This is a genomic window from Catellatospora vulcania (genome assembly GCF_009720385.1).
GTDB classification, from domain to species: Bacteria; Actinomycetota; Actinomycetes; order Mycobacteriales; family Micromonosporaceae; genus Catellatospora; species Catellatospora vulcania.
Genome location: NZ_WARX01000014.1, coordinates 249,459 through 275,391 on the forward strand (window position 1 = coordinate 249,459; position 25,933 = coordinate 275,391).

Genomic DNA, 25,933 nt, shown 5'->3' on the forward strand with positions numbered 1-25,933 from the left:
CTGCCGCAACTCTTAAAGAGTCGCGGCTACGGCGGGTCGCGATGGCCGCGTCTCTTTAAGAGTTGCGGCCAGGAGCGGTGCGCGGGTGCGCGGCTGCGCAGGTCAGAGGGGGCCGCGGCCGGCGCGGAGGATGAGCAGGGCGAGCTGGGTGCCGTCGGGGCCGAGCTCGGCGCGGAAGCGGTCCATGATCTCGCGCTCGCGGCTGAGCACCAGGCGGGTGCCGCCGGAGGCGACGCGGGTCTTGCCGACCTGCTGCGAGATCGCGGCACGCTCCTGCCACAGCGCGATGAGGGTGGCGTCGATCTGGTCGATGCGTTCGCGCATCGAGCTGATCTCGGTGGCTGCCTCCGGCGCGGCGGTGCCGGTCTCGTGGGCGATGGCGCTCATGTGGGACTCCTCAGTGGGATTGTCGCTCACCAGTGGCCGGGGCAAGGCGAAAGCCCCGGGCTCTGGGAGCCCGGGGCTTTCGTGAGGTCTGTGTGCTCAGGCGCGACCCACGGCTGCCGGGTTCCCGGAGCCATAGGTAAACGAGCACGCCTGGTTGATCACGTTGCCAAGTATGCCATGCCCACTTCGCGACGCAAGCACTTCGACCATCATGTGAGACCTTGATCTATCCGGGTGGTGGGTCAGCCGAGCTTGGTGATGCGGTTGGCCGGTCCCGGGGTGATCGGACCGGTGGCCAGGTGCGCCACCAGCGCGTCGACGTCGAACCCGGGCGCGTAGACCCGGCCCGTGCCCGCGGTCAGCGCCGTGAAGTTGTCGCCGCCGTTGGCCAGGAAGTCGTTCGTCGTGACCTGGTACGTGGCGGCCGGGTCGATCGGCGTGCCGTTGAGCGTCAGACCGGAGACCCGGCTGCCCAGCGGCAGGGTGGTGTCGTACGAGTACGAGAAGCCCGCCGAGATCTGGAGGATCTTGGTGGTGTTCTGGCCGGCCTGGCCGGCGAACTGCTGCTCCAGCACCGCGTCGAGCTGCGCCCCGGTCAGCGACTGGGTGACCACCAGGTTGTTGAACGGCTGGACGGTGAACGCCTCGCCGTAGGTCACCTGGCCCGCGGCCTCGCCACCGGGCGAGTTCGCGAAGGTGAGCGGCGCCCGGATGCCGCCCGGGTTCATCAGCGCGAGCTGTGCCCCGGCCGAGGCGGTCCAGGCCAGCTGGGCGTCGGCGATGACGTCGCCGAGCGGGCTCTCCCCGCTGGGCGCGACGTCGCGCACGATGTCGGCGGAGATGCTGCCGACGATCCGGTTGGCCAGCGGCGCCACGGCGACGCGGTACTTGTCCGCGATCGTCTTGGCGGCCGGGTCGACCAGCGCGGGGTTGCGCACGAACACGCCCGGGGCGGTGGTCTGCCAGGTGCCGTCGGCGTTGCGGACGCCGTTCTCGACGACGACGTTGCGCGCCTCGACCGAGGTGAAGGTGCGGCTGCGGCGGTCCATGTTCAGCGTGATGTCGGTGACCAGCTGGCCGTTGGTGCCGGCGCTGGTGACGACGACGGGCTTGCCCGACTTGTTGGGCAGCTGGCACGTGTAGAAGCGGTGCGTGTGGCCGGAGACCACGACGCCGATCTCGTCACGCAGGCCGGCCACGATCGGGGAGATCACGCCGGTGAACCCGTCACAGGTGGAGACGTTGCCGGTGGCGCCCTGCTGGCCGCCCTCGTGCAGCAGCAGCACCTGCGCCTTGACGCCGAGCAGGCGGAGCAGGCCGCTCCACAGGTTCGCGGTCTCGACCTCGTCCCGGAAGTCGACCGTGGTGATGCCCGCCGGGTTCACGATGCCCGGGGTGCCCTCCAGCGTCATGCCGATGAAGCCGACCGGCACGCCGTCGATGATCTTCACGTCGACCGGCGGGAGGATCGGCAGCTTGGTGCGCTTGTCGGTGACGTTCGCGGCGAGGTACTGGAACTCCGCGCCGTCGAAGCCGTCGCCGGCGAAGCAGCCCTCGACCGGGTGGCAGCCGCCGTGCTGCATGCGCTTGAGCTCGGTGACGCCCTCGTCGAACTCGTGGTTGCCGACCGAGCTGACGTCCAGGCCGAGCTCGCTGAGCAGCTCGATGGTGGGCTCGTCGTGGAACGCCGCGCTGACCAGCGGGGTGGCGCCGATCATGTCGCCGGCGCCGACGGTGACGACCTCCTGGCCGGCCGCCTCACCCTCGGCGCGCAGCTGCTTGACCCAGTGGGCCAGGTATTCGACACCGCCCGCGGGGGTGCCGAGCACCGCCGCGCCGCTGCCGGTCGGCGGGTCGATCGCGCCGTGGAAGTCGTTGAACGCGAGAAGGTTGCCGTATGCCGCGTGGTCGGCCGATGCCGCCGCGGCCAGGTCGACCGACACGGGCGTGAGGGGTGTCCACGCCGGGGCCGAGGAAGCGCTCGAACCGCTGCTCAGCGGGATCGTCGCGACGACGGCCAGCGCCAGCGCCGGCAGCGCCAGGTGCCGCATTGTGCCTGCCCAGCCCCGAGAACGGGGGTGATTCATGGGGGGCCTCCAGAGTAGGCATCGCGCGGGGGTGCGCGATGATTTATGAAGGCATCCTTGCGTATGCGTTTCTGCCGCGCCACAGCCCATCGGTGACACCTGCACGACCTTCTCGCTACGGGCCGGTTTCGCGCTCAGCGGTGGCGGGCTGGGGCGATGTCGGTGGGGGCGCATAGACTCTCCAGACGATGCATGCGCTCTTCGATCTCCCCGAGATGACGCCGTCCGAGACGACGCCCGGGGGCAGGCCCGCCACCGTGAAACCGCCCGCCGAGAAGGCCTCCGGCGGTTCCTGGCCGTCCCAGGGCGAGCGGACCCCCACCGAGTCCGCGCCGCGGATAGCGGCGCTCCTGGACGGCCTCAACGAGCCCCAGCGGGCAGCCGTCACCCACGAGGGCACGCCGCTACTGATCGTCGCGGGGGCGGGCTCCGGCAAGACCAGGGTGCTGACCCAGCGCATCGCCTACCTGCTGGCCGCCCGCGGCGTGCACCCCGGCGAGATCCTGGCCATCACGTTCACCAACAAGGCCGCGGGTGAGCTGCGGGAACGAGTCGCGGCGCAGGTCGGCGGCCGGGCCCGGATGATGTGGGTTTCCACGTTCCACTCGGCCTGCCTGCGGATTCTGCGCGCGGAGCACGAGCACGCCGGCCTCAAGTCGACCTTCTCGATCTACGACGCGGACGACTCGCGCCGGCTCATGCAACTGGTCGCACGCGAGCTGGACCTCGACCCCAAACGCTACCCGCCGCGCAGCCTGGCCGCGCAGGTGTCGAACCTGAAGAACGAGCTGGTCGACCCCGAGGCGTTCACGCCGCACGGGCCGGCCGAGCGGGTGCTCGCCGAGGCATACACGCTCTACCAGCAGCGGCTGCAGCAGGCCCATGCGCTCGACTTCGACGACATCATCATGCGCACCGTGCACCTGCTGCAGGCCAAGCCCGAGGTGACGGAGAAATACCGGCGGCGCTTCCGGCACGTGCTGGTGGATGAGTACCAGGACACCAACCACGCGCAGTACACGCTGGTCAAGGAGCTGGTGGGCGACACCGGCGAGCTGTGCGTGGTCGGTGACGCGGATCAGTCGATCTACGCGTTCCGCGGCGCGACCATCCGCAACATCCTGGAGTTCGAGCGGGACTACCCGCAGGCGCGCACCATCCTGCTGGAGCAGAACTACCGCTCCACGCAGACCATCCTGTCCGCCGCCAACGCGGTCATCGACCGCAACAGCGACCGCAAGCCCAAGCGGCTGTGGAGCGATCAGGGGGCCGGCGAGCAGATCGTCGGCTACGTCGCCGACAACGAGCATGCCGAGGCCGACTGGGTGGCCCGCGAGATCGACCGGCTCACCGACGCCGAGTCGGCCCGGCCCGGCGACGTCGCGGTGTTCTACCGCACCAACGCCCAGTCCCGGGTCTTCGAGGACATCTTCATCCGGCTCGGCCTGCCCTACAAGGTCGTCGGCGGGGTGCGCTTCTACGAGCGCAAGGAGGTCCGCGACGCGCTGGCCTACCTGCGGGCGGTGTCCAACGAGGACGACACGGTCAGCATGCGCCGGATCATCAACACGCCCAAGCGCGGTCTGGGCGACCGGGCCGAGGCCGTGGTGGAGGCGCTGGCCGCGCGCGACCGGACCTCCTTCGGGGCCGCGCTGCGCCGGGCCGCGGAGGCGCCGGGCATCTCGACCCGGGCGGTCAACTCGATCGGCGACTTCCTGGCGATGATGGACTCCGCCCGGGAGCTGGCCCGCACCGCGCCGCCGGAGCAGGTGCTCGAACAGCTGCTGACCGAGTCCGGCCTGCTCTCGGAGCTGGAGGAGAGCCTGGATCCGCAGGACGAGGGCCGGGTCGAGAACCTGCAGGAACTGGTCAGCGTGGCCCGGGAGTACGCCGAGCGCACCGCCGCGGCCGACGAGACGCCCACCCTGGCCGGCTTCCTGGAGCAGGTCGCGCTGGTCGCCGACGCCGACCAGGTGCCCTCGGACGACCCCGAGCACCAGGGCGTGGTCACGCTGATGACCCTGCACACCGCCAAGGGCCTGGAGTTCCCCGTCGTCTTCCTCACCGGCCTGGAGGACGGGGTCTTCCCGCACCTGCGGTCGCTGGGCGAGGTCAAGGAGCTGGAGGAGGAGCGGCGGCTGGCCTACGTCGGCATCACCCGCGCCCGCCGCCGGCTCTACCTGTCCCGGGCGGTGACCCGCTCGGCGTGGGGGCAGCCGCAGTACAACCCGGCGTCGCGCTTCCTGGAGGAGCTGCCGCCCGAGCTGCTCGACTGGCAGCGCACCGAGGGGGCGTACACCTCCTGGGGTTCGCGCGGCGGCGGCATCGGCGGCCGGGAGCGGGCACAGGAGCGGGGGAGCGGCACCTTCGTGGGCGGCACCGCCCGCGCCGCGGCGCTCGCCAGCAAGATCGGCATCGACCCGAGCAAGCTCGCCACCGCCAGCGACCTCGCCGCGGCCCCGTCGCTGTCCGCCGGCGACCGGGTCAACCACCAGCGTTACGGCCTGGGCCGGGTGCTCGCGGTGCAGGGCGCCGGAGCCCGCGCCCAGGTCCAGGTCGACTTCGGCGACCAGGTCCTCTGGCTGGTCCTCCGCCACGCTCCCCTGGAGAAGATCTGACCTGCCTTCCGCGCCGGCCTTGATCGCTGTTTCGTGCCGGAATGTGCGGTGCGAGTCCACCTTTCGACACGAAACAGCGATCATCGCCGGTGACGCGGTGACGCGGTGACGCGGTGACACACGTGTGGCCCGGATCGCGAGATCCGGGCCACACGTGTTCGGGGGGAAGGGGTTTTCGCTGGGGGACGCGCGGTGCGCGCATGGCTGCGCACACCGGCGTTCCGGGATGGGTGTCCCTACGGGGAGGGTGGGATCAGCAGCTGATCGGGACGCCGCGGGCCTTCAGCCACGCGCTCGGCTCGATCTGGTTCCACATGCCCTTGTGCACCTCGAAGTGCAGGTGGGGGCCGGTGGAGTCGCCGGTGGATCCCTCGTAGCCGAGCAGGTCGCCGGCCTTCACCTTCTGGCCGACCTGGACCGCGTCGCGGCTCATGTGGGCGTAGTGGGTGAAGTAGCCGTCGCCGTGGTCGACGACCACGGAGATGCCGTAGCCGCTGTAGGCCCAGCCGCTGCTGAACACGGTGCCGGGGCCGACCGAGCGGATCGGGGTGCCGGCGGGCTCGGCCAGGTCGACGCCGGCGTGCAGGACGCCCCAGCGCTGACCGAAGCAGGAGGTGACCTGAGCGCCCGGCATGGGGCTGCCCCAGACGGGACGGGCCTTTACCGGCGCGGCGGCCTTCGGCGCGGCCTTGGGCACCGAGGTGCCGGCCTTGGCCTTGCTCTCCGCAGGCTGGACCGCCTTGGGAGCGACCGCCTTGGGAGCGGCCTTCGGCGCCGCCTTGGGAGCCGCGACCTGAGTCTTGGCCGTGGTGCGCGCGGATCGGTCGGCGCGTTCCGCCGCCGACTCGCGGCTCACCGTGGACGTCGCCGCCACGGGGGTGACCTCGGTGGGTCCGTTGTCGATGTTGGCTGCGACCAGGCCTACAGACGCGATGCCGGCCAGTGCCGCGATGGCCACGACATGACGCGAGCGGCCGCGGAGGCCGCTTCGGATCTTGTCGTTCACCACGTCGAACTTGGCGCGGGCTGCCTTGAGGATTTCGGTACTGCTGCCTTGCATGAGGTGGGAACCTCCGGGTCTACGTTGACACGGGCTCGAGCTATGTTGCCTGGTCAAAGCAGGTATGGCCAGCCCGGCCAAAACCCGGAACGGACATGCGGGCGAGTACCACTCGGGAGTTATGTCCCCTTTACGTACCCGGGCCCACCCTGAGTCCTGTCAGGGTCGAGTGACCTGCGCCACCGGAATCCGGTGACCGGGGCCACCGCCGGGCCCCGTGGAACACGACAAAGCCGCCCGGATCTTTCGATACCGGGCGGCTTAGCGGAGGTAAATCAGCTCACCGAGCCGTCGTAGGCCTGTTCGATCTCCAATTCGAGATCGACGCCGTGTGCCTTGAACCACGGGATGGGGTTCACCGCGACGTCGTTGACGTGGATCTCGAGGTGGACGTGCGGGCCGGTGGAGTGGCCGGTGCTGCCGGAGAGGGCGATGATGTCGCCCGCCTTGACCCGCTGGCCTTCCTTGACCAGCACGCGGCTGTTGTGGCCGTAGGTGGTCTTGATGCCGCCGCCGTGGTCGATGATCACCTGGTTGCCGTAGCCGCCGTTGTAGGCGGCCAGCAGCACGATGCCCTCGTGCATCGCGGCGACGGGGGTGCCCTCGTCCACGGCGATGTCGACGCCCTTGTGTGCCTTGCCCCAGCGCTGCCCGAAGAGAGAGGTCAGGCGGTAGTCGTGGTTCGGCAGGACCCAGGCGTTCGGGGACTGGGCGATCGAGGTGGAGAGCGAGCGGTCCTCACCGCGGCCTGCGCGTTCGGCGGCCTCGAGGCGGGCTCCGCTGAGTTCGGAGGCGGACGTGTCGCCGACGAGAGCGTCGGTCTTCGCGTCCTGGATGCCGGCTCCGGCGCCGAAGGCGACAACCCCGGCGCCTACGAAAGCGGTCGTGACTACGGCGAGGTATCTGCTCCGGGGCGGGGCGGGAGCCCGTCGGCGGCCGCGGTAGCGGTCACCCTCCCGTAACAGTGTTGGCCTGTATTGCACGTACAGCCTCCGTCATCGGTGGCGCCGCCGGATCTGCGACGCTCTGTCACCCACTTTTGGATGGCACTCTGGTTGGCGCGGTGTTTCTGGTTCGCACGGTGTTTCTGGTCGCACTGCGGCACAACTTAACCAACCCGTAGGGGTAGGCACAAGCTCCTGTCCGCCATCTCTTCGCTATGAGTGCGACTGTCCGGCCCGGCTTGCCCGATAGCGCCATTATTTGTCCAGAAATGCGATACATACGCTGTGTAGTGGACCACGGGGCAGCGCGTATATATAGGTGTCGCGGACCGAGACCGCTGGACCGCTGGCAGTGACCGTCGGTGAGTGGGTTACCGTTCGTTAAGGTCAGTACGGCGGAGAGGTGAGCACTGATGGGCACTCGTATTCGCGTGGTCGTCGCCAAGCCCGGGCTCGACGGGCACGACCGCGGCGCGAAGGTGGTGGCCAGAGCCCTGCGCGACGCGGGTATGGAGGTCATCTACACCGGCCTGCACCAGACCGCCGAGCAGATCGTGGAGACCGCGATCCAGGAGGACGCCGACGCGGTCGGCCTGTCCGTGCTGTCCGGCGCGCACATGACGCTCTTCCCCCGCGTGGTCGAGTTGCTGCGCGAGCGCGGCGCCGGCGACATGGTGGTGTTCGGCGGCGGCATCATCCCCGACGCGGACATCCCGGAGCTGGAGCGGCTCGGCGTGGCCAAGGTCTTCACGCCCGGGGCGACCACCCACGCGATCGTGGACTGGGTGCGGGCCAACGTGGCGACCGCGCAGCCTGCCTGACCTCGTACCCCCGAAGACATCTGCACCCCCGAGCCGGATCGGCTCGGGGGTGCTTTCACATATATACGAAAAGGGAGGAGCCGGACGCACCCCTCACACGTCCGGCTCCTCTATGCACGATGCCCCGCCGCCACCCCTCGACCGACAGGGCATCGGCCGTTTGTGCCATCCTGCCTCAGCCGTTCCGGCCTCAGCTCTCTGACATCAGACTCAACGACGGCCCGTGGTCGGGGTTACGGCCATTCGCAGGGTCACCGAAAAGAGTGACGGGTGCCGGAGTGGTGTGCAGTTGGGCACACCGGGCGGTCGTGCCGATACGTTGCGCTGACCGACCGTTAGGCTGCGCGGAAGGCCCAGCCAGCGGAGGATGGGCAATGGTCCCTACGCGTCGCAGCGGGCGTCCAGCCCGCGACGCCATGGGCTGGACACGAAGAGGTATCGGTGGACCTGTACGAGTACCAGGGGCGCGATGTCTTCGAGAAGCACGGTCTGCCCGTGCTCGCCGGTGGCGTCGCCGAGACCCCTGAGGAGGCCCGCGCCATCGCCGAGCGCCTGGGCGGCCGGGTCGTCGTCAAGGCGCAGGTGAAGGTCGGCGGCCGCGGCAAGGCCGGCGGCGTCAAGCTCGCCGCCGACGCGACCGAGGCGTACGACCGCGCGAACGACATCCTTGGCATGGACATCAAGGGCCACACGGTCCACAAGGTGATGCTGGCCGAGACGGCCGACATCGTCGAGGAGTACTACTTCTCCTACCTGCTGGACCGGGCGAACCGCACCTTCCTGTGCATCGCCAGCGTCGCCGGCGGCATGGAGATCGAGACCGTCGCCGAGGAGCAGCCGGAGAAGGTCGCGAAGGTCGCGATCGACGCCAACCGCGGGGTCGACGAGGCGCTGGCCCGCGAGATCGTCACGGCCGGCCACTTCCCGGCCGAGGTCGCCGACCAGGTCGTGGACATCGCGATCAAGCTGTGGCAGACCTTCCGGGCCGAGGACGCGACGCTGGTCGAGGTCAACCCGCTCGCGAAGATCAGCTCCGGCAAGGTGCTGTGCCTGGACGCGAAGGTGACGCTGGACGAGAACGCCGGCTTCCGCCACGCCGACCACGAGGCGCTGGAGGACAAGGCCGCGGTCGACCCGCTGGAGCAGGCCGCCAAGGCCAAGGACCTCAACTACGTCAAGCTCGACGGCGAGGTCGGCATCATCGGCAACGGCGCGGGCCTGGTCATGTCCACCCTCGACGTGGTCGCGTACGCCGGCGAGCAGTTCGGTGGGGTCAAGCCCGCGAACTTCCTCGACATCGGCGGCGGCGCGTCGGCCGAGGTGATGGCGAACGGTCTGGAGATCGTGCTGTCCGACCCCGCGGTCAAGAGCGTGTTCGTCAACGTCTTCGGCGGCATCACCGCGTGCGACGCGGTCGCCAACGGCATCGTGCAGGCGCTGGCCATGCTGGAGAGCCGCGGCGAGACCGTGACGAAGCCGCTGGTCGTACGCCTCGACGGCAACAACGCCGAGGCCGGTCGCGCGATCCTCGACAGCGCGAACAACCCGCTCGTGCAGCGGGTGGACACCATGGACGGCGCGGCCAAGCGCGCCGCCGAGCTCGCTGCGGCTGGGAAGTGAACTGACATGGCTATCTGGCTCACCAAGGACTCCAAGGTCATCGTCCAGGGCATGACCGGCTCCGAGGGCTCCAAGCACACCCGGCGCATGCTGGCCGCGGGCACCCAGATCGTGGGCGGCGTCAACCCGCGCAAGGCGGGCACCTCGGTCGACTTCGACGGCACCGCGGTGCCGGTGTTCGGCTCGGTCGCCGACGCGATGAAGGAGACCGGGGCTGACGTCACCGTCATCTTCGTGCCGCCGGCGTTCACCAAGGACGCCGTCGTCGAGGCGATCGACGCGGGCATCGGCCTGGCCGTCGTGATCACCGAGGGCGTGCCGGTGCACGACACCGCCGCTTTCTGGGCGCACGCGGTCGAGACCGGCAACAAGACCCGGATCATCGGGCCGAACTGCCCCGGCGTCGCGTCCCCGGGCGCCAGCAACGCGGGCATCATCCCGGCCGACATCGCCGGCTCCGGCCGCATCGGCCTGGTCTCGAAGTCGGGCACGCTGACCTACCAGCTCATGTACGAGCTGCGGGACATCGGCTTCTCGACCGCCGTGGGCATCGGCGGCGACCCGATCATCGGCACCACCCACATCGACGCGCTCGCGGCCTTCCAGGACGACCCGGAGACCGAGGCCATCGTGATGATCGGTGAGATCGGCGGCGACGCCGAGGAGCGGGCCGCCGAGTTCATCAAGGCGCACGTGACCAAGCCGGTCGTCGGCTACATCGCGGGCTTCACCGCCCCGCCCGGCAAGACCATGGGCCACGCGGGCGCGATCATCTCGGGCTCGTCCGGCACCGCCGACGCCAAGAAGGCGGCGCTGGAGGCGGCCGGGGTCAAGGTCGGCAAGACGCCGTCGGAGACCGCGCGCCTGATGCGCGAGGTCATGTCCGGCCGCTGACGCCGGTACGCACACAGCACGGTGGGTGTTCTCCCGATCGGGAGAACACCCACCGTGCTTTCGGTCAGTAGCCGTTGTGGCTGGACATGCTGCCGCTGAACGCGCCGGCCGCGCAGGCCAGGATGACGCCGATCACCTGCAGGGCGGTGAACGCGATACCGAGCCAGAAGGCGACCTTGCCCAGTGTCTGGTCGGCGCCCCGTTCCCGGGCCTCCTTCATGGACAGCCAGCCGAACAGGATGCCCAGCGGCGCGCAGCAGGCCACGGCGGTGACGATACCGATGATGCCGTAGATCAGCACCATGTCCTTGCCGCCACTCGGCCCGGGCGTCGCGCCGTACGGCGGCGGGGGCGGCGGGGGCGGCGGCGGGTTGATCGGCGGTGGCGCCGGTGGAGGGGTCACCGGTGGCGGATCGTACGGCGGCAGCGGGTCGTTCGTCATGGGTTTCCCCTATCCGGACTAGTTAATTCAGCTTCATCCCGCCGCTGGCGTAGCGGATGCCGTAGATGACGTTCCAGATGATGCCGATGACGCCGATGGCCATCGCGATGTAGCCCAGCGTGGGCTTCTTGCCGACCTTCTTCGCCTCCTGAACCGACAGCCAGCCCAGGACCAGGCCGATGAGGCCGCAGCAGCAGAGGCCCAGGACGATGCCGAGCACGCCGTACAACGTCACCCGGTCGCTGCCGCCCCGCCCCGGCATGCCGGACGGCGCCCCGTAGGGCGGCGGGCCCGGCGGTGGTGGCGGCACCGGTGGCGGCGGTGGCGGCGGCGGCACTGACGGCGGTGGCGGGTTGTAGGTCACGACAATCCTCCTCGATGAACGACCTTGCACGCAGCGTAACTCTCCTAACGCGCATATCGGGTCGAAATGGCCACGGGGTAGGGTTCATAGTCAACCCGGCTCGTTTGTGGTTAGGTAGCGCCTGATGACGGAGCAAGGTGAGTCCCTCGGTGTGCAGCCTGAGCTGCGGCGCGCTGCGCCTGGCGAGGGTTCGGACGCCTATTCGCGGCCGCCGTCCGGCGGATCGCGGCCGGCCGAACCGGACACCCGTGCCGCGGTCGCCGACGCGTCCGAACGCGATGCCGCCGAGCCGGACCCGCCCCGAAACGGCACGCCGGAGGCCGAAGCCGAGCAGGACGCGAGCCGCCTTGTCGTCACCGACTCGGACGAGGGCCGCCGGGCCGACGCCGACCCGGGCCACGCCGCCGACCCCGACCCTGCGGCCGACGAGGCCTATCCGGACGCCGACGGGTTCGACGACGACGCGGCGATAGCCACCCGGGACACTGTCAAGATCGATCTGTCGCACCTCGCCGCGCGGGAGACGGTCAAGATCGACCTGAGCCGGCCGCTGCCGCGGGAGCCGCTGGACGACGAGATCGCCACCATGGAGACCGTGCTGCTGCCGCGCGGCCGCCCGGCCGGCATGCTGCGCCCACGCGGCGCGCCGCTGCCGGTGGCGGCGCTGGTCAACACGGGCTGGGCGGCGCTCGTGGTGCTCGCGCCCCTGCTGGTGCTGACGCTGGCGGCGCGCGCCGCTGAGGGGGCCGTCGACTGGGGACTGTCACTGCGCCTGGTGCTGGCCGGGTGGCTGCTCGGGCACGGCGTGCCGATCACCGTCGCGGTCAACGGGCAGCTGGGCACCATGGAGCTGGCGCCGCTGGCGCTCACCGCGTTCGCGCTGTGGCGGGTCAACCGGGCCGGGGTGCACATCACCCGCGCGATGGGAGCCCAGGGCAGCGGCTCGATCCGGCACGCGGTGCAGGGCACGCTGGCCGTCGGGCTGGTGTACGGCTGCTTCGGCCTGGCTGCCGCCGTGCTGGCCGACGGCCCGGGACTGTTCGTGACCCCATGGCGGGCCGCGCTGCACTTCACGGTGCTCGGCTCGGTGGCGGGCGCGCTCGGGGTGCTGCGCAGCGGAGGGGTGCTGCGCCGGCTGGCCCGGCGCACGCCGGTGTGGCTGCGCGACGGCGTACGGGCCGGGGTCGTCGCCGCACTGCTGGTGCTGGCGGTCGGCGCGGGCGCGGTGGGCCTCGCGGTGGCGATGAACGGCGCGCAGGCCACCCACGATCTGGCCGGCTTCTCCACCGGGGTGCTCGGCCAGGCCGGGCTGATCCTGCTGAGCCTGGTGTACGGGCCGAACTTCGCCGTCTGGGCGGCGTCCTACCTGCTCGGCCCGGGGTTCGCCGCGGGCACCCTGCCGCTGACGCACCTGCCGGTGTTCGCCGGGCTGCCGACCGGCCCGCTGCGGGGGCTGGGCTGGCTGCTGACGGTGCTGCCGCTGCTCGGCGGCGTGGCCGCGGCGGTGCTGATGGCGCGGCGGCGGCTGCGCCCGCGCCGCTCGCGGCTCGGGGACGTGCTCACGCCCCAGCCGCGCTGGCTGCGGTTGTGCGGTTCGGCGCTGGTCGCCGGGCTGGTCGCGGGGGCGTTGCTGGCGGTTGCCGCGTACGCGTCGGGCGGCCTGCTGCCGGTGACCGGGCCGGTGCGCACCGGACCGGTGGTGTGGCCGGTCGCGGGCATGTCGGCGCTGGTGGTCGCGCTGGGCGGCCTGCTCGGGGTCGCCGGCTGCTGGGCGGTGCGCGGTCTGCGGAAAGAGACCGACGGGCGGCCCGCCGTGCGGACCGCCCGTCAGCTCGTGCAGTAGCGGCTGATCACATGCCCGCAGCGCCGTTGGCGCCGATGACGAAGAAGTTGATCGCGCAGCAGACGCAGCCGAGGGCCCAGCCGATGCCGCCGATGATGAGGGCCAGCTTCGACCACTTCTTGGACTCGGCCGCCGCGGCCTGGGCGCCCGCGTAGTCGCCCGCCTGCAGCAGCGGGTTGACCTTGTTGGCGTTGATGATGGCCGGGATGGCCAGCGGCCAGAACAGGAAGATCGAGACGATCGACATCGTCAGGTTGTTGTCGATCTGCGGCTGCTGGGAACCGTAGGTCATGGAGACTCCAGGGGTGTTGGGGTGGTGGCTCGGAGTGAGCCGTTGCCAAACGTGCGGAGTCTAATAGCAACTTGTGACGGATGTGACTGGTGGGACAGCTGATATCAGCTGTCCCACCAGACGACACAAGTGATCAGTTGAACTGCTGGTACTGGTCGTATATACGGTCCTGCCATCCGGTCGCGATACCGCAGATCGCGGCGATCATGGCGATGACGCCGAGCGCGATGGCGACCCAGCCGAGCCACGACATCGACGCCGCGCCCTTCTTCACCTTGTTGAGGTGCATGGCGCCGAGGATGACCGCCGGGATGCCGCCGATGAACGGCGCGCCGTTGATCCAGGGGCAGCAGCAGCAACCGGTGCCGATGATGCCGAGGGCCAGCGCGATCCAGCCGAACAGGTTGTTCTGCCCGCCCGCCTTCTGGTACACGGTGCCCTGGGCAGGACCCAGCGGCGGTGGCGGTGGCGGTCCCCCGATCGGCGGTGGCGGCGGTGGCGGTGGCAGCGGCGGGGGCACCGGGGTGCCGCCCGAGGTGTACACCGTGCCGCCGCTCGGGCCGTACGGATCGGACACCGGCGGTGGCGGCGGCGGAGGCACGGGAGACGGGTACGGCTGCTCCGCCGGCTCGGGCCAGCCGGGCGGGGTGGGCGTGCTCGCCCCGACCGACGGCGGCGGGGGCACCGGCGGGATCGGCGGAGGTGGGCTCGGTGGCGTGGGCGGCGTCGGGGGAGTCGGCGGGATCGGCGGCGTGGGCGCGGTCGGGTCGCTCATGGCGGCCGGCGGCGCGAACTCCGGCGCGGGCGGCGGGCTGAACGGGTTGTCCACGCTGGCCGGCGGCTCGGGGACGCTGCTCGGCGGTTCCGGCCAGACTCCACCGGCGGTGCCGGGCGAGCCCGTCACCGGTGCTGCGGGCTCGGGCACGGACGGCGGTTCGAACGTCGCCGGCGGTTCCGGCGCGGACGGCGGCTCGGGCACAGCGCCCGGTTCGAACTCCGGGACGGCGGCCGGGGAGACCGGCTCGGGGCGCCAGGTGGCGCCCTCGGGCGGCGCAGGAACCGGCTCGCCGGGCGGCGGCGGCACATCCGGCGAGGGAGGGGCTGGCGGCTGGTCCTCGCGCGAAGGGGGCTGGGGCGGCCAGGACGGCGGCTCCTCCGGCGGTTCCGGTGCGGACGGCGGTTGCGTCAAGTTCGGCTCCTCGCGTTCGGCAGAGCGTGCGGGGTGACGAGCCACCCGGCTGGCCGGGCGGCGGTCGCACGTTCTGGAATGCAGTTCTTCGCCCAATATCTACTTTATTTGCTCGTTTGTCGGGCAAAACGCCGTAAGTGCGCCGCACACCCGACGCGAGCAGCGCCTTGGCTGCCCGATAGGGTGCAGAGGTGACCGCTCGCCTCGTCGTCCTGGTCTCCGGTTCCGGTACCAACCTCCAAGCCCTGCTCGATGCCTGCGCCGACCCCGCCTACGGGGCGGCCGTCGTCGGCGTCGGCGCGGACCGCGACGGCATCGCGGGCCTGACCCGCGCGCAGGCCGCGGGAGTGCCCACCTTCGTCGCCCGGGTCCCGGACTTCGCCACCCGGCAGGAGTGGGACGAGACGTTCACCGACCTGACCGCGGTGCACCGTCCCGACCTGGTCATCGGCGCGGGCTTCCTCAAGCTGGTGGGCAAGGCTTTCCTGGACCGGTTCGGCGGACGCTATGTCAACACCCACAACGCCCTGCTGCCTGCCTTCCCCGGCATGCACGGCCCCCGTGACGCCGTCGAGTACGGCGTGAAACTCGCCGGGGCGACGCTGCACTTCGTGGACGGCGGGGTGGACACCGGGCCGATCATCGCGCAGGTCGCGGTGCCGGTGCTCGACGACGACACCGAGGACACCCTCTCCGAGCGCATCAAGGACGCCGAGCGTGCGCAGCTGGTCGAGTACGTCGGCCGGATGGCGCGCCACGGCTGGACCGTCAACGGCAGGAAAGTGGTCGTCGGCTGACCGGCCGCCCGCCCGCGCCGTGAAGCCGGCCCGGGACCGAGGCGGCCAGGTGTGGGACCACACGGGCCGGCGGCTCAGGTCGGTCACGAACGTAGCGAGGAGATCGCGTGAGCGAGCCTGGCGAGCGAACCATGGGGCTGGTGGCTCATGCCACCGCCGAGCGTAGCGAGGAGATGCCATGACCACGGATGAGCGCAAGCCCATTCGACGCGCGCTGATCAGCGTGTGGGACAAGACCGGGCTGGAGGCCCTCGCCGCGACGCTGCGGCGGCACGGCGTCGAGATCGTCTCGACCGGCAGCACGGCGCAGCAGATCGAGACCACCGGCTCGCCGGTCACCCGGGTCGAGGAGCTCACCGGCTTCCCGGAGACCCTGGACGGGCGGGTCAAGACGCTGCACCCCCGGGTGCACGCGGGCCTGCTCGCCGACGTACGCCTCGACACGCACCGCGCGCAGCTCACCGAACTCGACATCGAGCCGTTCGACCTGCTGGTGTCCAATCTCTACCCGTTCACCGAGACGGTGGCCTCGGGCGCGTCCATGGACGAGTGCATCGAGAAGATCGACATCGGCGGTCCGGCCATGGTGCGCGCGGCGGCCAAGAACCACGCCAACGTCGCGGTGGTCACCTCGGCGGCCGACTACCACCTGATCGCCGCGGCCCTGGAGTCCGGCGGGTTCACCCTGGGCGAGCGCCGCGCGCTGGCCGCCCGCGCCTTCGCCGACATCGCCGACTACGACGTCGCGGTGGCGAACTGGTGCGCCCAGGAGCTGGCCCCGGCACCGGCCGAGGGCTTCGCCTGGCCGGAGTACGCCGGGCTCGGGGTGTGGCGCACCAACGTGCTGCGTTACGGCGAGAACCCGCACCAGGCGGCGGCGCTGTACATCGACCCGTCGGCCGCGCCCGGCCTGGCCCGCGCGCAGCAGCTCGGCGGCAAGGAGATGTCCTACAACAACTACATCGACGCCGACGCCGCCTGGCGCACCGTGCACGACTTCGAGGGCGTGCACGCCGTCGCGGTGATCAAGCATGCCAACCCGTGCGGCATCGCGATCTCCGCGGTCTCGGCGGCCGACGCGCATGCCAAGGCGCACGCGTGCGACCCGGTGTCGGCGTACGGCGGCATCATCGCGGTCAACACCGAGGTGACCGCGGAGCTGGCCAAGCAGATCGCCGAGATCTTCACCGAGGTCGTGGTGGCCCCCGCGTACGCCGACGAGGCCGTGCAGATCCTGACCGCGAAGAAGAACCTGCGCGTGCTGCTCGCCCCGCCGTTCCGGCCGAACAAGGTCGAGCTGCGCCAGGTGTCCGGCGGCATGCTGGTGCAGACCCGGGACGATTTCGGCGCGCCCGGCGACGACGCGGCCAACTGGCGGCTGGCCACCGGCGAGCCCGCCTCCGACGAGCTGCTGAGCGACCTCGAGTTCGCCTGGGGCGCGGTGCGGGCGGTCAAGTCCAACGCGATCCTGCTGGCCAAGGACGGGGCCAGCGTGGGCGTGGGCATGGGCCAGGTCAACCGGGTCGACTCGTGCCGGCTGGCCGTCTCCCGGGCCGGTGACCGGGCCCGCGGCGCGGTGGCGGCGTCGGACGCCTTCTTCCCGTTCGCCGACGGCCTGCAGATCCTGCTGGACGCGGGTGTGACCGCGGTGGTGCAGCCCGGCGGCTCGATCCGCGACGAGGAAGTGATCGCCGCGGCCAAGGCCGCCGGGATCACCCTCTACCTGACGGGCTCGCGCCACTTCGCCCACTGACAAGACGAAGGAAGGGCACCTTCTTAACGGACGTCCGTTAAGAAGGTGCCCTTCCTTCGCTTTGGCCTTTGCGGGTTGTGCGCTGGGGGTCAGCCGACGACTTGGCGCAGCTCGGCGAAGTGGCACGCGCTCGGGTGCGGGTCGACGCCGCGGCGGATCAGCAGCGGCTCCTCCACCGAGCAGCGCTCCTGCGCCTTCCAGCACCGGGTGCGGAACCGGCAGCCCGACGGCGGGTTGGCCGGGGACGGCACGTCGCCGACGAGCCGGATGACGTCGCGGTGGGTGCGGGCATCCGGGTCCGGCACCGGCACCGCCGACAGCAGCGCCTGGGTGTACGGGTGCGTCGGCCGCTCGTAGATCTCCGCGTCGGTGCCGACCTCGACCATCTTGCCGAGGTACATCACGCCGACCCGGTCGGAGATGTGCCGCACCACGGACAGGTCGTGCGCGATGAAGATGTAGGACAGGTCCAGCTCGCCCTGCAGCTTCTCCAGCAGGTTGATGACCTGCGCCTGGATCGACACGTCGAGTGCCGACACCGGCTCGTCACAGACGATGATCTCGGGCTTGAGGGCCAACGCGCGGGCGATGCCGATGCGCTGGCGCTGGCCGCCGGAGAACTGGTGCGGGTAGCGGTTGATGTGCTCGGGGTTGAGGCCCACGAGCTCCAGCAGCTCCTGCACCCGGCGCTGCCGGTCGCCCTTCGGCGCCACCTCGGTGTGGATCTCGTACGGCTCGCCGATGATGTCGCCGACGGTCATCCGCGGGTTCAGCGAGGTGTACGGGTCCTGCATCACCATCTGGATGTTGCGGCGCATGCGGCGCAGCTCGGAGCCGGACACCTTGAAGATGTCCTTGCCCTTGAGCATGGCCCGGCCTGCGGTCGGCGTCTCCAGCCGCATCAGCAGCTTGGCCAGCGTCGACTTGCCGCAGCCCGACTCGCCGACGATGCCCAGCGTCTCGCCGCGGTGCAGCTCGAAGCTGACCCCGTCGACCGCCTTGACCGCGCCGACCTTCTTCTTGAAGAGGATGCCCTGGGTGATCGGGAAGTGCTTGACCAGGTTCTCGACCCGCAGCAGCGGCTCGCCGGCCGGCCGGGCGCCCGAGACGTTCTCAGCGGAGTGTGCCATCGAGCATCTCCTTCGCGAAGTGGCACGCGCTGGTCCGGCCGTGGCCGAGGTCCAGCGAGAGGGGTGTTTCGGTGGTGCAGACCGACTTGGCGTACTTGCAGCGCGGGTGGAACGCGCAGCCGGTCGGCGGGCGCATCAGGTTCGGCGGCAGGCCCTTGATGGTCGCCAGCTCGGTGCCCTTGGAGTCCAGCCGCGGGATCGAGTCGAGCAGGCCCTCGGTGTAGGGGTGGGCCGGGTGCTTGTAGACGTTGCGCACGTCCGCGTGCTCGACGATGCGGCCCGCGTACATGACCGCGATGCGGTCCGCTACGTCGGCGACCACGCCCAGGTCGTGCGTGATCAGGATCAGGCCCATATTGAGGTCGCGGCGCAGGTCGCCGAGCAGGTCCATGATCTGGGCCTGCACGGTCACGTCGAGGGCGGTGGTCGGCTCGTCCGCGATGAGGACCTTGGGGTCCATGGCCAGCGCCATCGCGATCATGACGCGCTGGCGCATGCCGCCGGAGAACTGGTGGGGGTAGTCCTTGACCCGGGCCCTGGCGGCCGGGATCTTGACCAGGTCCATCAGCTCGACGGCCCGGTTGAGCGCTTCCTTCTTCGACATGCCGGCGCGGGTGCGCAGCGTCTCGGAGATCTGCCAGCCCACCGGGAAGACCGGGTTCAGGGCGGAGAGCGCGTCCTGGAAGATCATGGAGATCTCCTTGCCGCGCACCTGCCGGCGCTTCTCCTCCGGCATGGCGAGCAGGTTCTCGCCCTTGTAGAGGATCTGCCCGCCGGGGATCTTCGCCGGCGGCATGTCCAGGATGCCCATGATCGCCTGCGCGGTCACCGACTTGCCGGAGCCCGACTCGCCCAGCACGGCCAGGGTCTCGCCCGGGTCGAGGTGGTACGACACGCCGTTGATCACGCGGGCGACGCCGTCGCGGGTGTGGAACTCGACGTAGAGGTCCTTCACCTCGAGCAGGTGACGACCGCCGCCGCCGACGACGGGGGAGGAGCTGGAGCTGACGTGGATGTCGGTCATGGGGTCACCGCAGCTTCGGGTCGAAGGCTTCGCGGATCGTGTCGCCCAGGATGATGAAGGCGAGCACGGTCAGCGCGAGGAACGTCGAGGGCACGGCCAGCGGGATGAAGTTCTCCCGCATGTACAGGCGCGCGTTCGAGATGTCGATGCCCCACGACTGGCTCGGCGGCAGCAGGCCGACGCCCAGGAAGGACAGCGTCGCCTCGGCGGCGATGAACGAGCCCAGCGCCATCGTGATGATGACGATGAACGGCGCGAGCGCGTTCGGCAGGATGTGCCGCCACATGATCCGGCCGCTGCCCGCGCCGAGCATCTTCGCGGCGTGCACGTAGTCCTGCTGCTTCGCCGTGATCACCGAGGACCGGATGACCCGGGCCGCGGTGGTCCAGCCCAGCAGGCCGAGCACCGCGATCAGGGCGACCAGGCGGGCCGTCTGGCCACCGCCGCTGTTGGCGACGCGCTTCATGAACACGATCGCGGCCAGCAGCAGCGGCAGGCCCAGCACGATGTCGATGACGCGGGAGACGAGCACGTCCCACCAGCGGCCGAAGTAGCCGCCGGTGACGCCGAACAGCATGCCCAGCAGACCGGCCACCAGCGCTGCGCCGAGGCCGACCAGCAGCGAGTTCTTGGTGCCGTACACGGACCTCGCGAAGACGTCGCAGCCCTGCACGTCGTAACCGAAGATGGCGGCGCCGGACGGCAGACCCATCCGGTTGCTCAGCGAGCAGCTGGTCGGGTCGGCGGAGGTGAACAGCGACGGCCAGGCGGCCATCAGAGCCACCACCGCGGTGATCAACAGTGCGATCCAGAACAGGGGCCTGCGGCGCAGCTCGCGCCAGGCGTCCGCGCTGGCGCTGCGGGGCTTGGACACCTCGAGGGTGTGCGGCTGGCCGGGCGCGTTCGGATTGCCGGCCGGTCCGGGGGTGGCCGTGTGCAGCTCGGTCGCGGCCACGGATTCGAAGTCACTCATTGTCAGGGAACCTCTTACTCGTACCGGATCCGCGGGTCGAGCACCGCGTAGAGCAGGTCGACGATCAGGTTGGCCACCAGGAAGATGATCACCAGCACGCTGACGATGCCGATGATCAGCGGGGTGTCCTCGGTGCGTAGCGCCTTGGAGAGCTGGTAACCGACGCCCGGGATGTTGAAGACGCCCTCGGTGACGATCGCGCCGGCCATCAGGCTGCCCAGCTCGACGCCGAGGAACGTGACGATCGGGATCAGCGAGTTGCGCAGCACGTGGATGCCGATGACGCGGCGGCCCGGCATGCCCTTGGAGCGAGCGGTGCGCACGAAGTCCGCACGCAGGTTCTCGCTGACCGAGGCGCGGGTGAGCCGCATCGCGGTGGCCACCGACAGCGACCCGAGCACGATGCCGGGCAGCAGCAGATCCCACAGGGTGGGGTTGCCGCCCGCGGTGGTCGGGAAGATCTTCCACTGGATGGTGAAGAGGTACTGCGCCAGCGGGGCGAGCACGACGGAGGGGATGCCGATCACGATCAGCGTCAGCACCAGCGTGGTGTTGTCGAAGATGCTGCCGCGCCGGATACCGGCGATCACGCCGGCGGTGACGCCGAAGAGGATCGTGAAGACGATGGCGATCACGGCGAGCTGGATCGTGATGGGCCAGGCATCGGCCAGGACGTCCTTGATGGGGCGGCCGACCAGCGTGTTGCCGAGGTCACCATGCAGCAGGTTGGTGATGTAGTTCCAGTAGCGGACCAGGAAGGGCTGGTCGAGCCCGAACTCCTTGGTCAGCTGTGCGCGCAGGACGTCGTTCACCGGCTTCTCGCCGGCCAGCGCCTGGATGGGGTCGCCTCCGGTCCAGTACATCAGGGCATAGACGATGAACGTGGTGGCGAAGAACACCATGATCATCTGGAGGAAGCGCCGCACAAGGTAGCGGAACATCGTCGAATTCTTCTCTCACCAGGCAGCCCGATTGGTACGAAATATCCGTGTTCTTCGTACCATGGTGCTGCGGTCGACGTGGTGGCGGTGCGCCGATGGCGAGCCATGGCTCGGGCGGCGAGGGGGGTCTGGGCGAAGTGGTGGTGCCGGCCCGCGAGGACCGGCACCACCACTGTCAGTCGACCGTCAGCGTCAGCTGACCATCTGGATCTTGTTCAGGTCGACCCGGTTGAACAGGTCGATCGAAACGTCCTTCACGTTGGTCGAGTGACCGAAGACGTTCTGGCCGAAGCGCAGCGGGAGCACCGGCATGTCCTGCGCGAGGATGTCCTCGGCCTGCTGGTACTTCTTGATCGCCTCGTCCTGCGTCGCCGCGGCCGACCCCTCCTTCAGGAGGTTGTCGAACTCGGGCTTGCTGTAGCCGTAGTAGTTCGAGGAACCACCGGTGGAGTACAGCGGGCCGAGGTAGTTCTCCATGGACGGGTAGTCCATGACCCAGCCCATGCGGAACATGCCGACGTCCTTCTTGGCCTTGGCCTTGGTCAGCAGGTCCGCGAACTTCGGCTCGGGGGTGCCGACGCAGTCCACGCCCAGGTTGGCCTTCAGCTGGTTGCAGGTCGCGTCGACCCACTGCTGGTGGCCACCGTCGGTGTTGTACGTGATGTTGATCGACTTCGGGCCGTCGTTGGCGTCGTACAGCGACTTGGCCTCGGTCGGGTTGAACTCGCACGCCGCGCCACAGGTCTTGTCGCGGTAGCCCGCGACGACCGGGGAGACGAAGGAGTAGGCAGCCTTCTGCGAACCCTGGAAGACCTTGTTCGCGATCTCCTCGCGGTCGATCGCCATGGAGATCGCCTTGCGGACCTCGGGCTTCTCGAACCGCTTGTCGAAGGTCGGGAAGGCCAGCACCTGCAGGGTCGACGCCGGGCTGGTCTGGTAGCGGTCACCCAGGTCGCCGGGGGCCGTGGACAGGCTCTCGGTCGGGATCTGCTTCACCACGTCCAGGTTGTTGGCCTGGAGGTCGGCGTACTCGGCCTGGCTGTTCTGGTAGATCTTGAAGACCGCGCCGCCGATGCTCGGCTTGGTGCCGGCGAAGGCGTCGTACTTCTCGACCTCGACCTGGGCGTCGTGCTGCCAGGCGCCCTTGATCTTGAACGGGCCGTTGCCGATGGGGGCTTCCTGGAAGTCCTTCTTCACCACCAGGGGAGTGGCGGCGACGTCCTCGAACGCGGCGTTCGGCAGGGGGTAGAAGGCGGTGTAGCCCAGCATCGACTTGAACTCGCTGAACGGCGCGTTCAGGGTCACCGTGAAGGTCTTGTCGTCGACCTTCTTCAGGCCGCTGAGCGTGGTCGCGGCGGGCTTGGTGTTGGCGTCGGCGGAGCTGACGTCCTTGAAGCCCTCGACCTTGTCGAAGAAGTAGGCGTTGTCCTGCCCGTTCGGGCTGTACGCCGCGTAGTTCCACGCATTGATGTAGTTGTCGGCGGTGACCGGCTCGCCGTTGTGGAACGTCCAGCCGTCCTTCAGCTTGATCGTCCAGGTCTTGTTGTCCGTGGTGCTGATCTCCTGCGCGGCGACCTCGAACGGCTTGTTGGCCTCGTCGAAGTCCACCAGCGGCGCGAACAGCGCGGCGAGCACCTGGGAGCCACTGGTCTCCGAGGTCTTACCGGGGGAAAGGAACTGTGGTTCGGCGATGCCGATGGAAACCACACCATTGGGGTTGGCGCCACCCGAGTCGCTGCCACCGCTCTTGCCACAGGCCGACAGGCCCAGAGTGACAGCGAGCGGGAGAGCAGCCCAGGCTGCGAGCCTACGGACCTGCATTGAGCCTCCTCATCTCCTACGTCACACCTCACAACGGCAGGCTGACCAGCCGTTGTCACGCAGCGCAACGTCCGGCAAAGGTAGGACGAAGCTCGGCCCGGCACCAAACCCATGGGTTGCAGATTCGCAACAGTCTACGAGGCAAGTACTTGCGGACCCTGTCCCAACTCTGGTATTAGAGAGCCGCCTGCCATATGGGCGGAACTAAGTCAGTATGCCCGATTCGAAGCGTGACCAAGGCAATAGTCGCCGGTCACATAGTGGGACTGTCGGAAGCCCGATTTGGGCCGTTATGGCGTCCCGGATGCTGGAAGATCCTGCAACCAAGCCCACGCGGTGATCTATCCCACTGTTACCCACAGTTAGTTCCCCAGCTAAGGGGCCAAATGATCGACGGCGGTCATCGCAGCCGCTAGCCCCCAGCACGCCATGATCCTCGGATTTGCCTGGCAAACGGGCGTATCGCAGCGACGCATAGGCCTCATTGCCCGGCAAGTCGGTCGATCTTGAGCAGTGCTCGGGGGGCCCTCGGCGGGCTGGCACGGATGTGCCCGAGCGGGACGGCCCGGCGGGCGGCGGGCGGGTGCGGCCGAACCGGATGTCCTGGTTTCAGGTGGTCGAAGGCGTGATGGCAGGATCGACGGCATGACGGCGACGATCCTCAACGGCACCGAGACGGCTGCGGCGATCAAGGCGGATCTTCGGGAACGGGTGGCCGCCCTGCGCGCCCGCGGCATCACCCCGGGACTGGGCACGGTGCTGGTCGGCGACGACCCCGGCTCGCAGTGGTACGTCAACGGCAAGCACCGCGACTGCGCCGAGGTGGGCATCGCCTCGCTGCGCCGTGACCTGCCGGCCGACGCCACCCAGGCCGACGTGGAGCGTGCCGTCGCCGAGCTCAACGCCGACCCCGCCTGCACCGGCTACATCGTCCAGCTGCCGCTGCCCAAGGGCCTGAACGAGCAGCGGGTGCTGGAGCTGATCGACCCGGACAAGGACGCCGACGGCCTGCACCCGGTCAACCTCGGCCGGCTGGTGCTGGGCGTGTCCGCGCCGCTGCCGTGCACCCCGCGCGGCATCGTCGAGCTGCTGCGCCGGTACGACGTGCCGATCGCGGGGGCTGAGGTCTGCGTCGTCGGCCGCGGCGTCACCGTGGGCCGCCCGCTGGGACTGCTGCTCACCCGGCGCACCGAGAACGCCACGGTGACCCTCTGCCATACCGGGACCAAGGACCTGGCCGCGCACACCCGCCGTGCCGACATCATCGTCGCCGCGGCCGGGGTGCCGGGCATCATCACCGCCGGGATCGTGCGGGCCGGGGCGGCCGTGCTCGACGTCGGCGTGTCGCGGGTGGAGGGTGCGGACGGCAAGAAGCACATCGTCGGCGACGTGCACCCCGACGTCGCCGGCGTGGCCGGGTTCGTGTCGCCGAATCCGGGCGGGGTGGGGCCGATGACCCGGGCGATGCTGCTCACCAACGTGGTCGAGAAGGCCGAGTCGGCGCTCTAGCCCACACCCGCCGCACCCGACCGGCCGTCGATAGACGGTGCGGACTATGGTGCGGATCGTTACACCTTCGTCACAGGACCGCGCTGGTCACCGCCAGACGTCCGCCAGCAGGGAGTATGTGCCAATGGGCAAGAAGGTCACCGTCGTCGGCGCCGGTTTCTACGGCTCGACCACCGCGCAGCGCCTCGCCGAGTACGACGTCTTCGAGACCGTCGTGCTCACCGACATCGTCGAGGGCAAGCCCGAGGGTCTCGCTCTGGACCTGAACCAGTCCCGCTCCATCGAGGGCTTCGAGACCAAGGTCGTCGGCGCCACCACCGGGCTCGACGGCTCGGGCTACGAAGCGATCGCCGGCTCCGACATCGTCGTGATCACCGCCGGTCTGCCGCGCAAGCCGGGCATGAGCCGCATGGACCTGCTCGGTGTCAACGCCAAGATCGTCCGCGGGGTGTCCGAGCAGGTCGCCAAGCACGCGCCCAACGCCGTCGTCATCGTGGTGTCCAACCCGCTCGACGAGATGACCGCGCTGGCCCAGATCGCCACCCAGTTCCCGAAGAACCGGGTCATCGGCCAGGCCGGCATGCTGGACACCGCCCGCTTCACGCACTTCGTCGCCGAGGAGCTGAACGTCCCGGTCGGCTCGGTGAAGACGCTGACCCTGGGTTCGCACGGCGACACCATGGTGCCGGTGCCCTCGCGCTGCACCGTCAACGGCAAGCCGCTGTCCGAGCTGCTGCCCGCTGACAAGATCGACGAGCTGGTCACCCGTACCCGTAACGGCGGCGCCGAGGTCGTGGCGCTGCTGAAGACCGGCTCGGCGTACTACGCCCCGTCGGCCGCCGCGGCCCGCATGGCCAAGGCCGTGGCCGAGGACTCCGGCGAGGTCATGCCGGTATGCGCGTGGGTCGACGGCGAGTACGGCATCTCCGGCGTCTACCTGGGCGTCGAGGCCGAGATCGGCGCGACCGGCGCCCGCAAGGTCGTCATCACCGACCTCACCGAGTCGGAGCTCGCCGGCCTCAACGAGGCCGCCGAGGCCGTCCGCGCCAAGCAGTCCGACGTAGCCGGCCTCTGACCGGCTTGCAGGAAGGGCACCTTCGCCACGCTCAGCGTTGTGGAAGGTGCCCTTCCTGACTTCTGACCGTCGCTGCGGGGGAAGCCCTCGCCGCGCACCAGACCGGGCAGGTTCCCCGGGCCGTAGCGGACCAGCGCTTCCTCGTACCCGGCCCACATCCGCACCCCCGGATGACGCCGCCGGCCGTACCCGGGGACCGCCAGCCCGCGCAGCACCTGGATCGTCTCCACCCGCCGCTTGCCCAACCGGCGCGGATCCAGCGCCACGGCGCTCGCCGCGAAGTCCGGATAGGGCAGGAACGTCTGTACGACAGCGGATACCCGCAGGTCAGCAGAGGCAAACCGCCGGG

23 protein-coding genes and 1 pseudogene are annotated in these 25,933 nt (G+C 69.9%); 10 read left to right on the forward strand and 14 right to left on the reverse strand.

The features are described from left to right. Nucleotides 1-102: 102 nt before the first annotated feature. Together F6W97_RS31385 and F6W97_RS31390 are read right to left on the reverse strand one after the other, a co-directional pair. Nucleotides 103-420, reverse strand: coding sequence for a chorismate mutase (locus F6W97_RS31385; protein WP_269059721.1), 318 nt, complete (start codon nucleotides 418-420; stop codon nucleotides 103-105). A 209-nt stretch (nucleotides 421-629) separates the two neighbouring features. Continuing rightward, a complete protein-coding gene (locus tag F6W97_RS31390) occupies nucleotides 630-2,438 on the reverse strand; it encodes a bifunctional metallophosphatase/5'-nucleotidase (RefSeq protein ID WP_230687128.1) in 1,809 nt (602 codons plus the stop codon). Nucleotides 2,439-2,662: 224 nt separating this feature from the next. On the opposite strand from F6W97_RS31390, the gene pcrA reads away from it, so the two are divergent. Continuing rightward, nucleotides 2,663-5,092: a DNA helicase PcrA gene (pcrA, locus tag F6W97_RS31395; RefSeq protein WP_196279408.1), complete on the forward strand. Its 2,430-nt coding sequence runs from the start codon at nucleotides 2,663-2,665 to the stop codon at nucleotides 5,090-5,092. Nucleotides 5,093-5,345: 253 nt separating this feature from the next. On the opposite strand, the gene F6W97_RS31400 is transcribed toward pcrA, so the two are convergent. Further along, nucleotides 5,346-6,152 (reverse strand): M23 family metallopeptidase, encoded by an 807-nt coding sequence (locus tag F6W97_RS31400; RefSeq protein ID WP_155374169.1) that lies wholly within the window; start codon nucleotides 6,150-6,152, stop codon nucleotides 5,346-5,348. A gap of 275 nt (nucleotides 6,153-6,427) precedes the next feature. Continuing rightward, a complete protein-coding gene (locus F6W97_RS31405; RefSeq protein ID WP_230687129.1) occupies nucleotides 6,428-7,135 on the reverse strand; it encodes a M23 family metallopeptidase in 708 nt (235 codons plus the stop codon). Nucleotides 7,136-7,509: 374 nt separating this feature from the next. On the opposite strand from F6W97_RS31405, the gene F6W97_RS31410 reads away from it, so the two are divergent. The 3 genes from F6W97_RS31410 (at nucleotide 7,510) to sucD (ending at nucleotide 10,431) form a co-directional block, all read left to right on the forward strand. Further along, nucleotides 7,510-7,917 carry a cobalamin B12-binding domain-containing protein gene (locus tag F6W97_RS31410; RefSeq protein WP_120317046.1) on the forward strand — a complete coding sequence of 136 codons (408 nt, stop codon included), beginning with the start codon at nucleotides 7,510-7,512 and terminating at the stop codon, nucleotides 7,915-7,917. Nucleotides 7,918-8,358: 441 nt separating this feature from the next. Next, a complete protein-coding gene (sucC, locus tag F6W97_RS31415; RefSeq protein ID WP_155374170.1) occupies nucleotides 8,359-9,537 on the forward strand; it encodes an ADP-forming succinate--CoA ligase subunit beta in 1,179 nt (392 codons plus the stop codon). Nucleotides 9,538-9,543: 6 nt separating this feature from the next. After that, nucleotides 9,544-10,431 carry a succinate--CoA ligase subunit alpha gene (sucD, locus tag F6W97_RS31420; protein WP_120317043.1) on the forward strand — a complete coding sequence of 296 codons (888 nt, stop codon included), beginning with the start codon at nucleotides 9,544-9,546 and terminating at the stop codon, nucleotides 10,429-10,431. 64 nt (nucleotides 10,432-10,495) lie between these two features. On the opposite strand, the gene F6W97_RS40265 is transcribed toward sucD, so the two are convergent. Both F6W97_RS40265 and F6W97_RS31430 read right to left on the reverse strand, forming a co-directional pair. Further along, nucleotides 10,496-10,873, reverse strand: a complete 378-nt coding sequence (locus F6W97_RS40265; protein ID WP_196279409.1) for a hypothetical protein — start codon at nucleotides 10,871-10,873, stop codon at nucleotides 10,496-10,498. Between the two features lie 22 nt (nucleotides 10,874-10,895). Then, nucleotides 10,896-11,237 carry a DUF4190 domain-containing protein gene (locus F6W97_RS31430; protein ID WP_230687130.1) on the reverse strand — a complete coding sequence of 114 codons (342 nt, stop codon included), beginning with the start codon at nucleotides 11,235-11,237 and terminating at the stop codon, nucleotides 10,896-10,898. A 124-nt stretch (nucleotides 11,238-11,361) separates the two neighbouring features. On the opposite strand from F6W97_RS31430, the gene F6W97_RS31435 reads away from it, so the two are divergent. Beyond that, on the forward strand, nucleotides 11,362-13,080 hold the full coding sequence (locus F6W97_RS31435; RefSeq protein WP_155374171.1) for a cell division protein PerM: 1,719 nt from the start codon (nucleotides 11,362-11,364) through the stop codon (nucleotides 13,078-13,080). 7 nt (nucleotides 13,081-13,087) lie between these two features. Here the strand turns inward: F6W97_RS31435 and F6W97_RS31440 are convergent, their stop codons facing one another. Both F6W97_RS31440 and F6W97_RS31445 read right to left on the reverse strand, forming a co-directional pair. Continuing rightward, nucleotides 13,088-13,372: a CD225/dispanin family protein gene (locus F6W97_RS31440; RefSeq protein WP_155374172.1), complete on the reverse strand. Its 285-nt coding sequence runs from the start codon at nucleotides 13,370-13,372 to the stop codon at nucleotides 13,088-13,090. A gap of 133 nt (nucleotides 13,373-13,505) precedes the next feature. Further along, entirely contained in the window at nucleotides 13,506-13,805 is a 300-nt protein-coding gene (locus F6W97_RS31445) for a hypothetical protein (RefSeq protein WP_155374173.1), read from the reverse strand. A 1-nt stretch (nucleotide 13,806) separates the two neighbouring features. Between F6W97_RS31445 and F6W97_RS31450 the strand changes: the two genes are divergently transcribed. From F6W97_RS31450 to purH, 3 genes are all read left to right on the forward strand, one after another. Then, the gene (locus F6W97_RS31450; RefSeq protein ID WP_155374174.1) at nucleotides 13,807-14,598 is read left to right on the forward strand and encodes a hypothetical protein; all 792 of its coding nucleotides are present in this window, start codon (nucleotides 13,807-13,809) and stop codon (nucleotides 14,596-14,598) included. A gap of 154 nt (nucleotides 14,599-14,752) precedes the next feature. Beyond that, nucleotides 14,753-15,358 (forward strand): phosphoribosylglycinamide formyltransferase, encoded by a 606-nt coding sequence (gene purN, locus F6W97_RS31455; protein ID WP_155374175.1) that lies wholly within the window; start codon nucleotides 14,753-14,755, stop codon nucleotides 15,356-15,358. Nucleotides 15,359-15,536: 178 nt separating this feature from the next. Beyond that, a complete protein-coding gene (purH, locus tag F6W97_RS31460; protein ID WP_155374176.1) occupies nucleotides 15,537-17,111 on the forward strand; it encodes a bifunctional phosphoribosylaminoimidazolecarboxamide formyltransferase/IMP cyclohydrolase in 1,575 nt (524 codons plus the stop codon). An 89-nt stretch (nucleotides 17,112-17,200) separates the two neighbouring features. On the opposite strand, the gene F6W97_RS31465 is transcribed toward purH, so the two are convergent. The 5 genes from F6W97_RS31465 to F6W97_RS31485 all read right to left on the reverse strand — a co-directional run bounded on the left by F6W97_RS31465 (nucleotide 17,201) and on the right by F6W97_RS31485 (nucleotide 23,000). Next, nucleotides 17,201-18,241 carry an ABC transporter ATP-binding protein gene (locus F6W97_RS31465; protein ID WP_155374177.1) on the reverse strand — a complete coding sequence of 347 codons (1,041 nt, stop codon included), beginning with the start codon at nucleotides 18,239-18,241 and terminating at the stop codon, nucleotides 17,201-17,203. Beyond that, nucleotides 18,225-19,265, reverse strand: coding sequence for an ABC transporter ATP-binding protein (locus F6W97_RS31470; RefSeq protein ID WP_155374178.1), 1,041 nt, complete (start codon nucleotides 19,263-19,265; stop codon nucleotides 18,225-18,227). The genes F6W97_RS31465 and F6W97_RS31470 overlap by 17 nt, the downstream gene beginning before the upstream one ends. Before the next feature lie 4 nt (nucleotides 19,266-19,269). Further along, nucleotides 19,270-20,238 (reverse strand): ABC transporter permease, encoded by a 969-nt coding sequence (locus F6W97_RS31475; protein ID WP_155374179.1) that lies wholly within the window; start codon nucleotides 20,236-20,238, stop codon nucleotides 19,270-19,272. A 14-nt stretch (nucleotides 20,239-20,252) separates the two neighbouring features. After that, nucleotides 20,253-21,179 (reverse strand): ABC transporter permease, encoded by a 927-nt coding sequence (locus F6W97_RS31480; protein WP_155374180.1) that lies wholly within the window; start codon nucleotides 21,177-21,179, stop codon nucleotides 20,253-20,255. Nucleotides 21,180-21,371: 192 nt separating this feature from the next. After that, nucleotides 21,372-23,000, reverse strand: coding sequence for a peptide ABC transporter substrate-binding protein (locus F6W97_RS31485; RefSeq protein ID WP_155374181.1), 1,629 nt, complete (start codon nucleotides 22,998-23,000; stop codon nucleotides 21,372-21,374). 645 nt (nucleotides 23,001-23,645) lie between these two features. Here F6W97_RS31485 and F6W97_RS31490 point away from each other — a divergent pair. Beyond that, nucleotides 23,646-24,509 carry a bifunctional methylenetetrahydrofolate dehydrogenase/methenyltetrahydrofolate cyclohydrolase gene (locus F6W97_RS31490; RefSeq protein WP_155374182.1) on the forward strand — a complete coding sequence of 288 codons (864 nt, stop codon included), beginning with the start codon at nucleotides 23,646-23,648 and terminating at the stop codon, nucleotides 24,507-24,509. A 124-nt stretch (nucleotides 24,510-24,633) separates the two neighbouring features. Continuing rightward, a complete protein-coding gene (gene mdh, locus F6W97_RS31495) occupies nucleotides 24,634-25,584 on the forward strand; it encodes a malate dehydrogenase (RefSeq protein ID WP_155374183.1) in 951 nt (316 codons plus the stop codon). 91 nt (nucleotides 25,585-25,675) lie between these two features. On the opposite strand, the pseudogene F6W97_RS31500 reads toward mdh, so the two are convergent. Continuing rightward, nucleotides 25,676-25,910, reverse strand: a pseudogene (locus F6W97_RS31500) (MSMEG_6728 family protein); the annotation flags it as partial. Nucleotides 25,911-25,933: the final 23 nt, after the last annotated feature.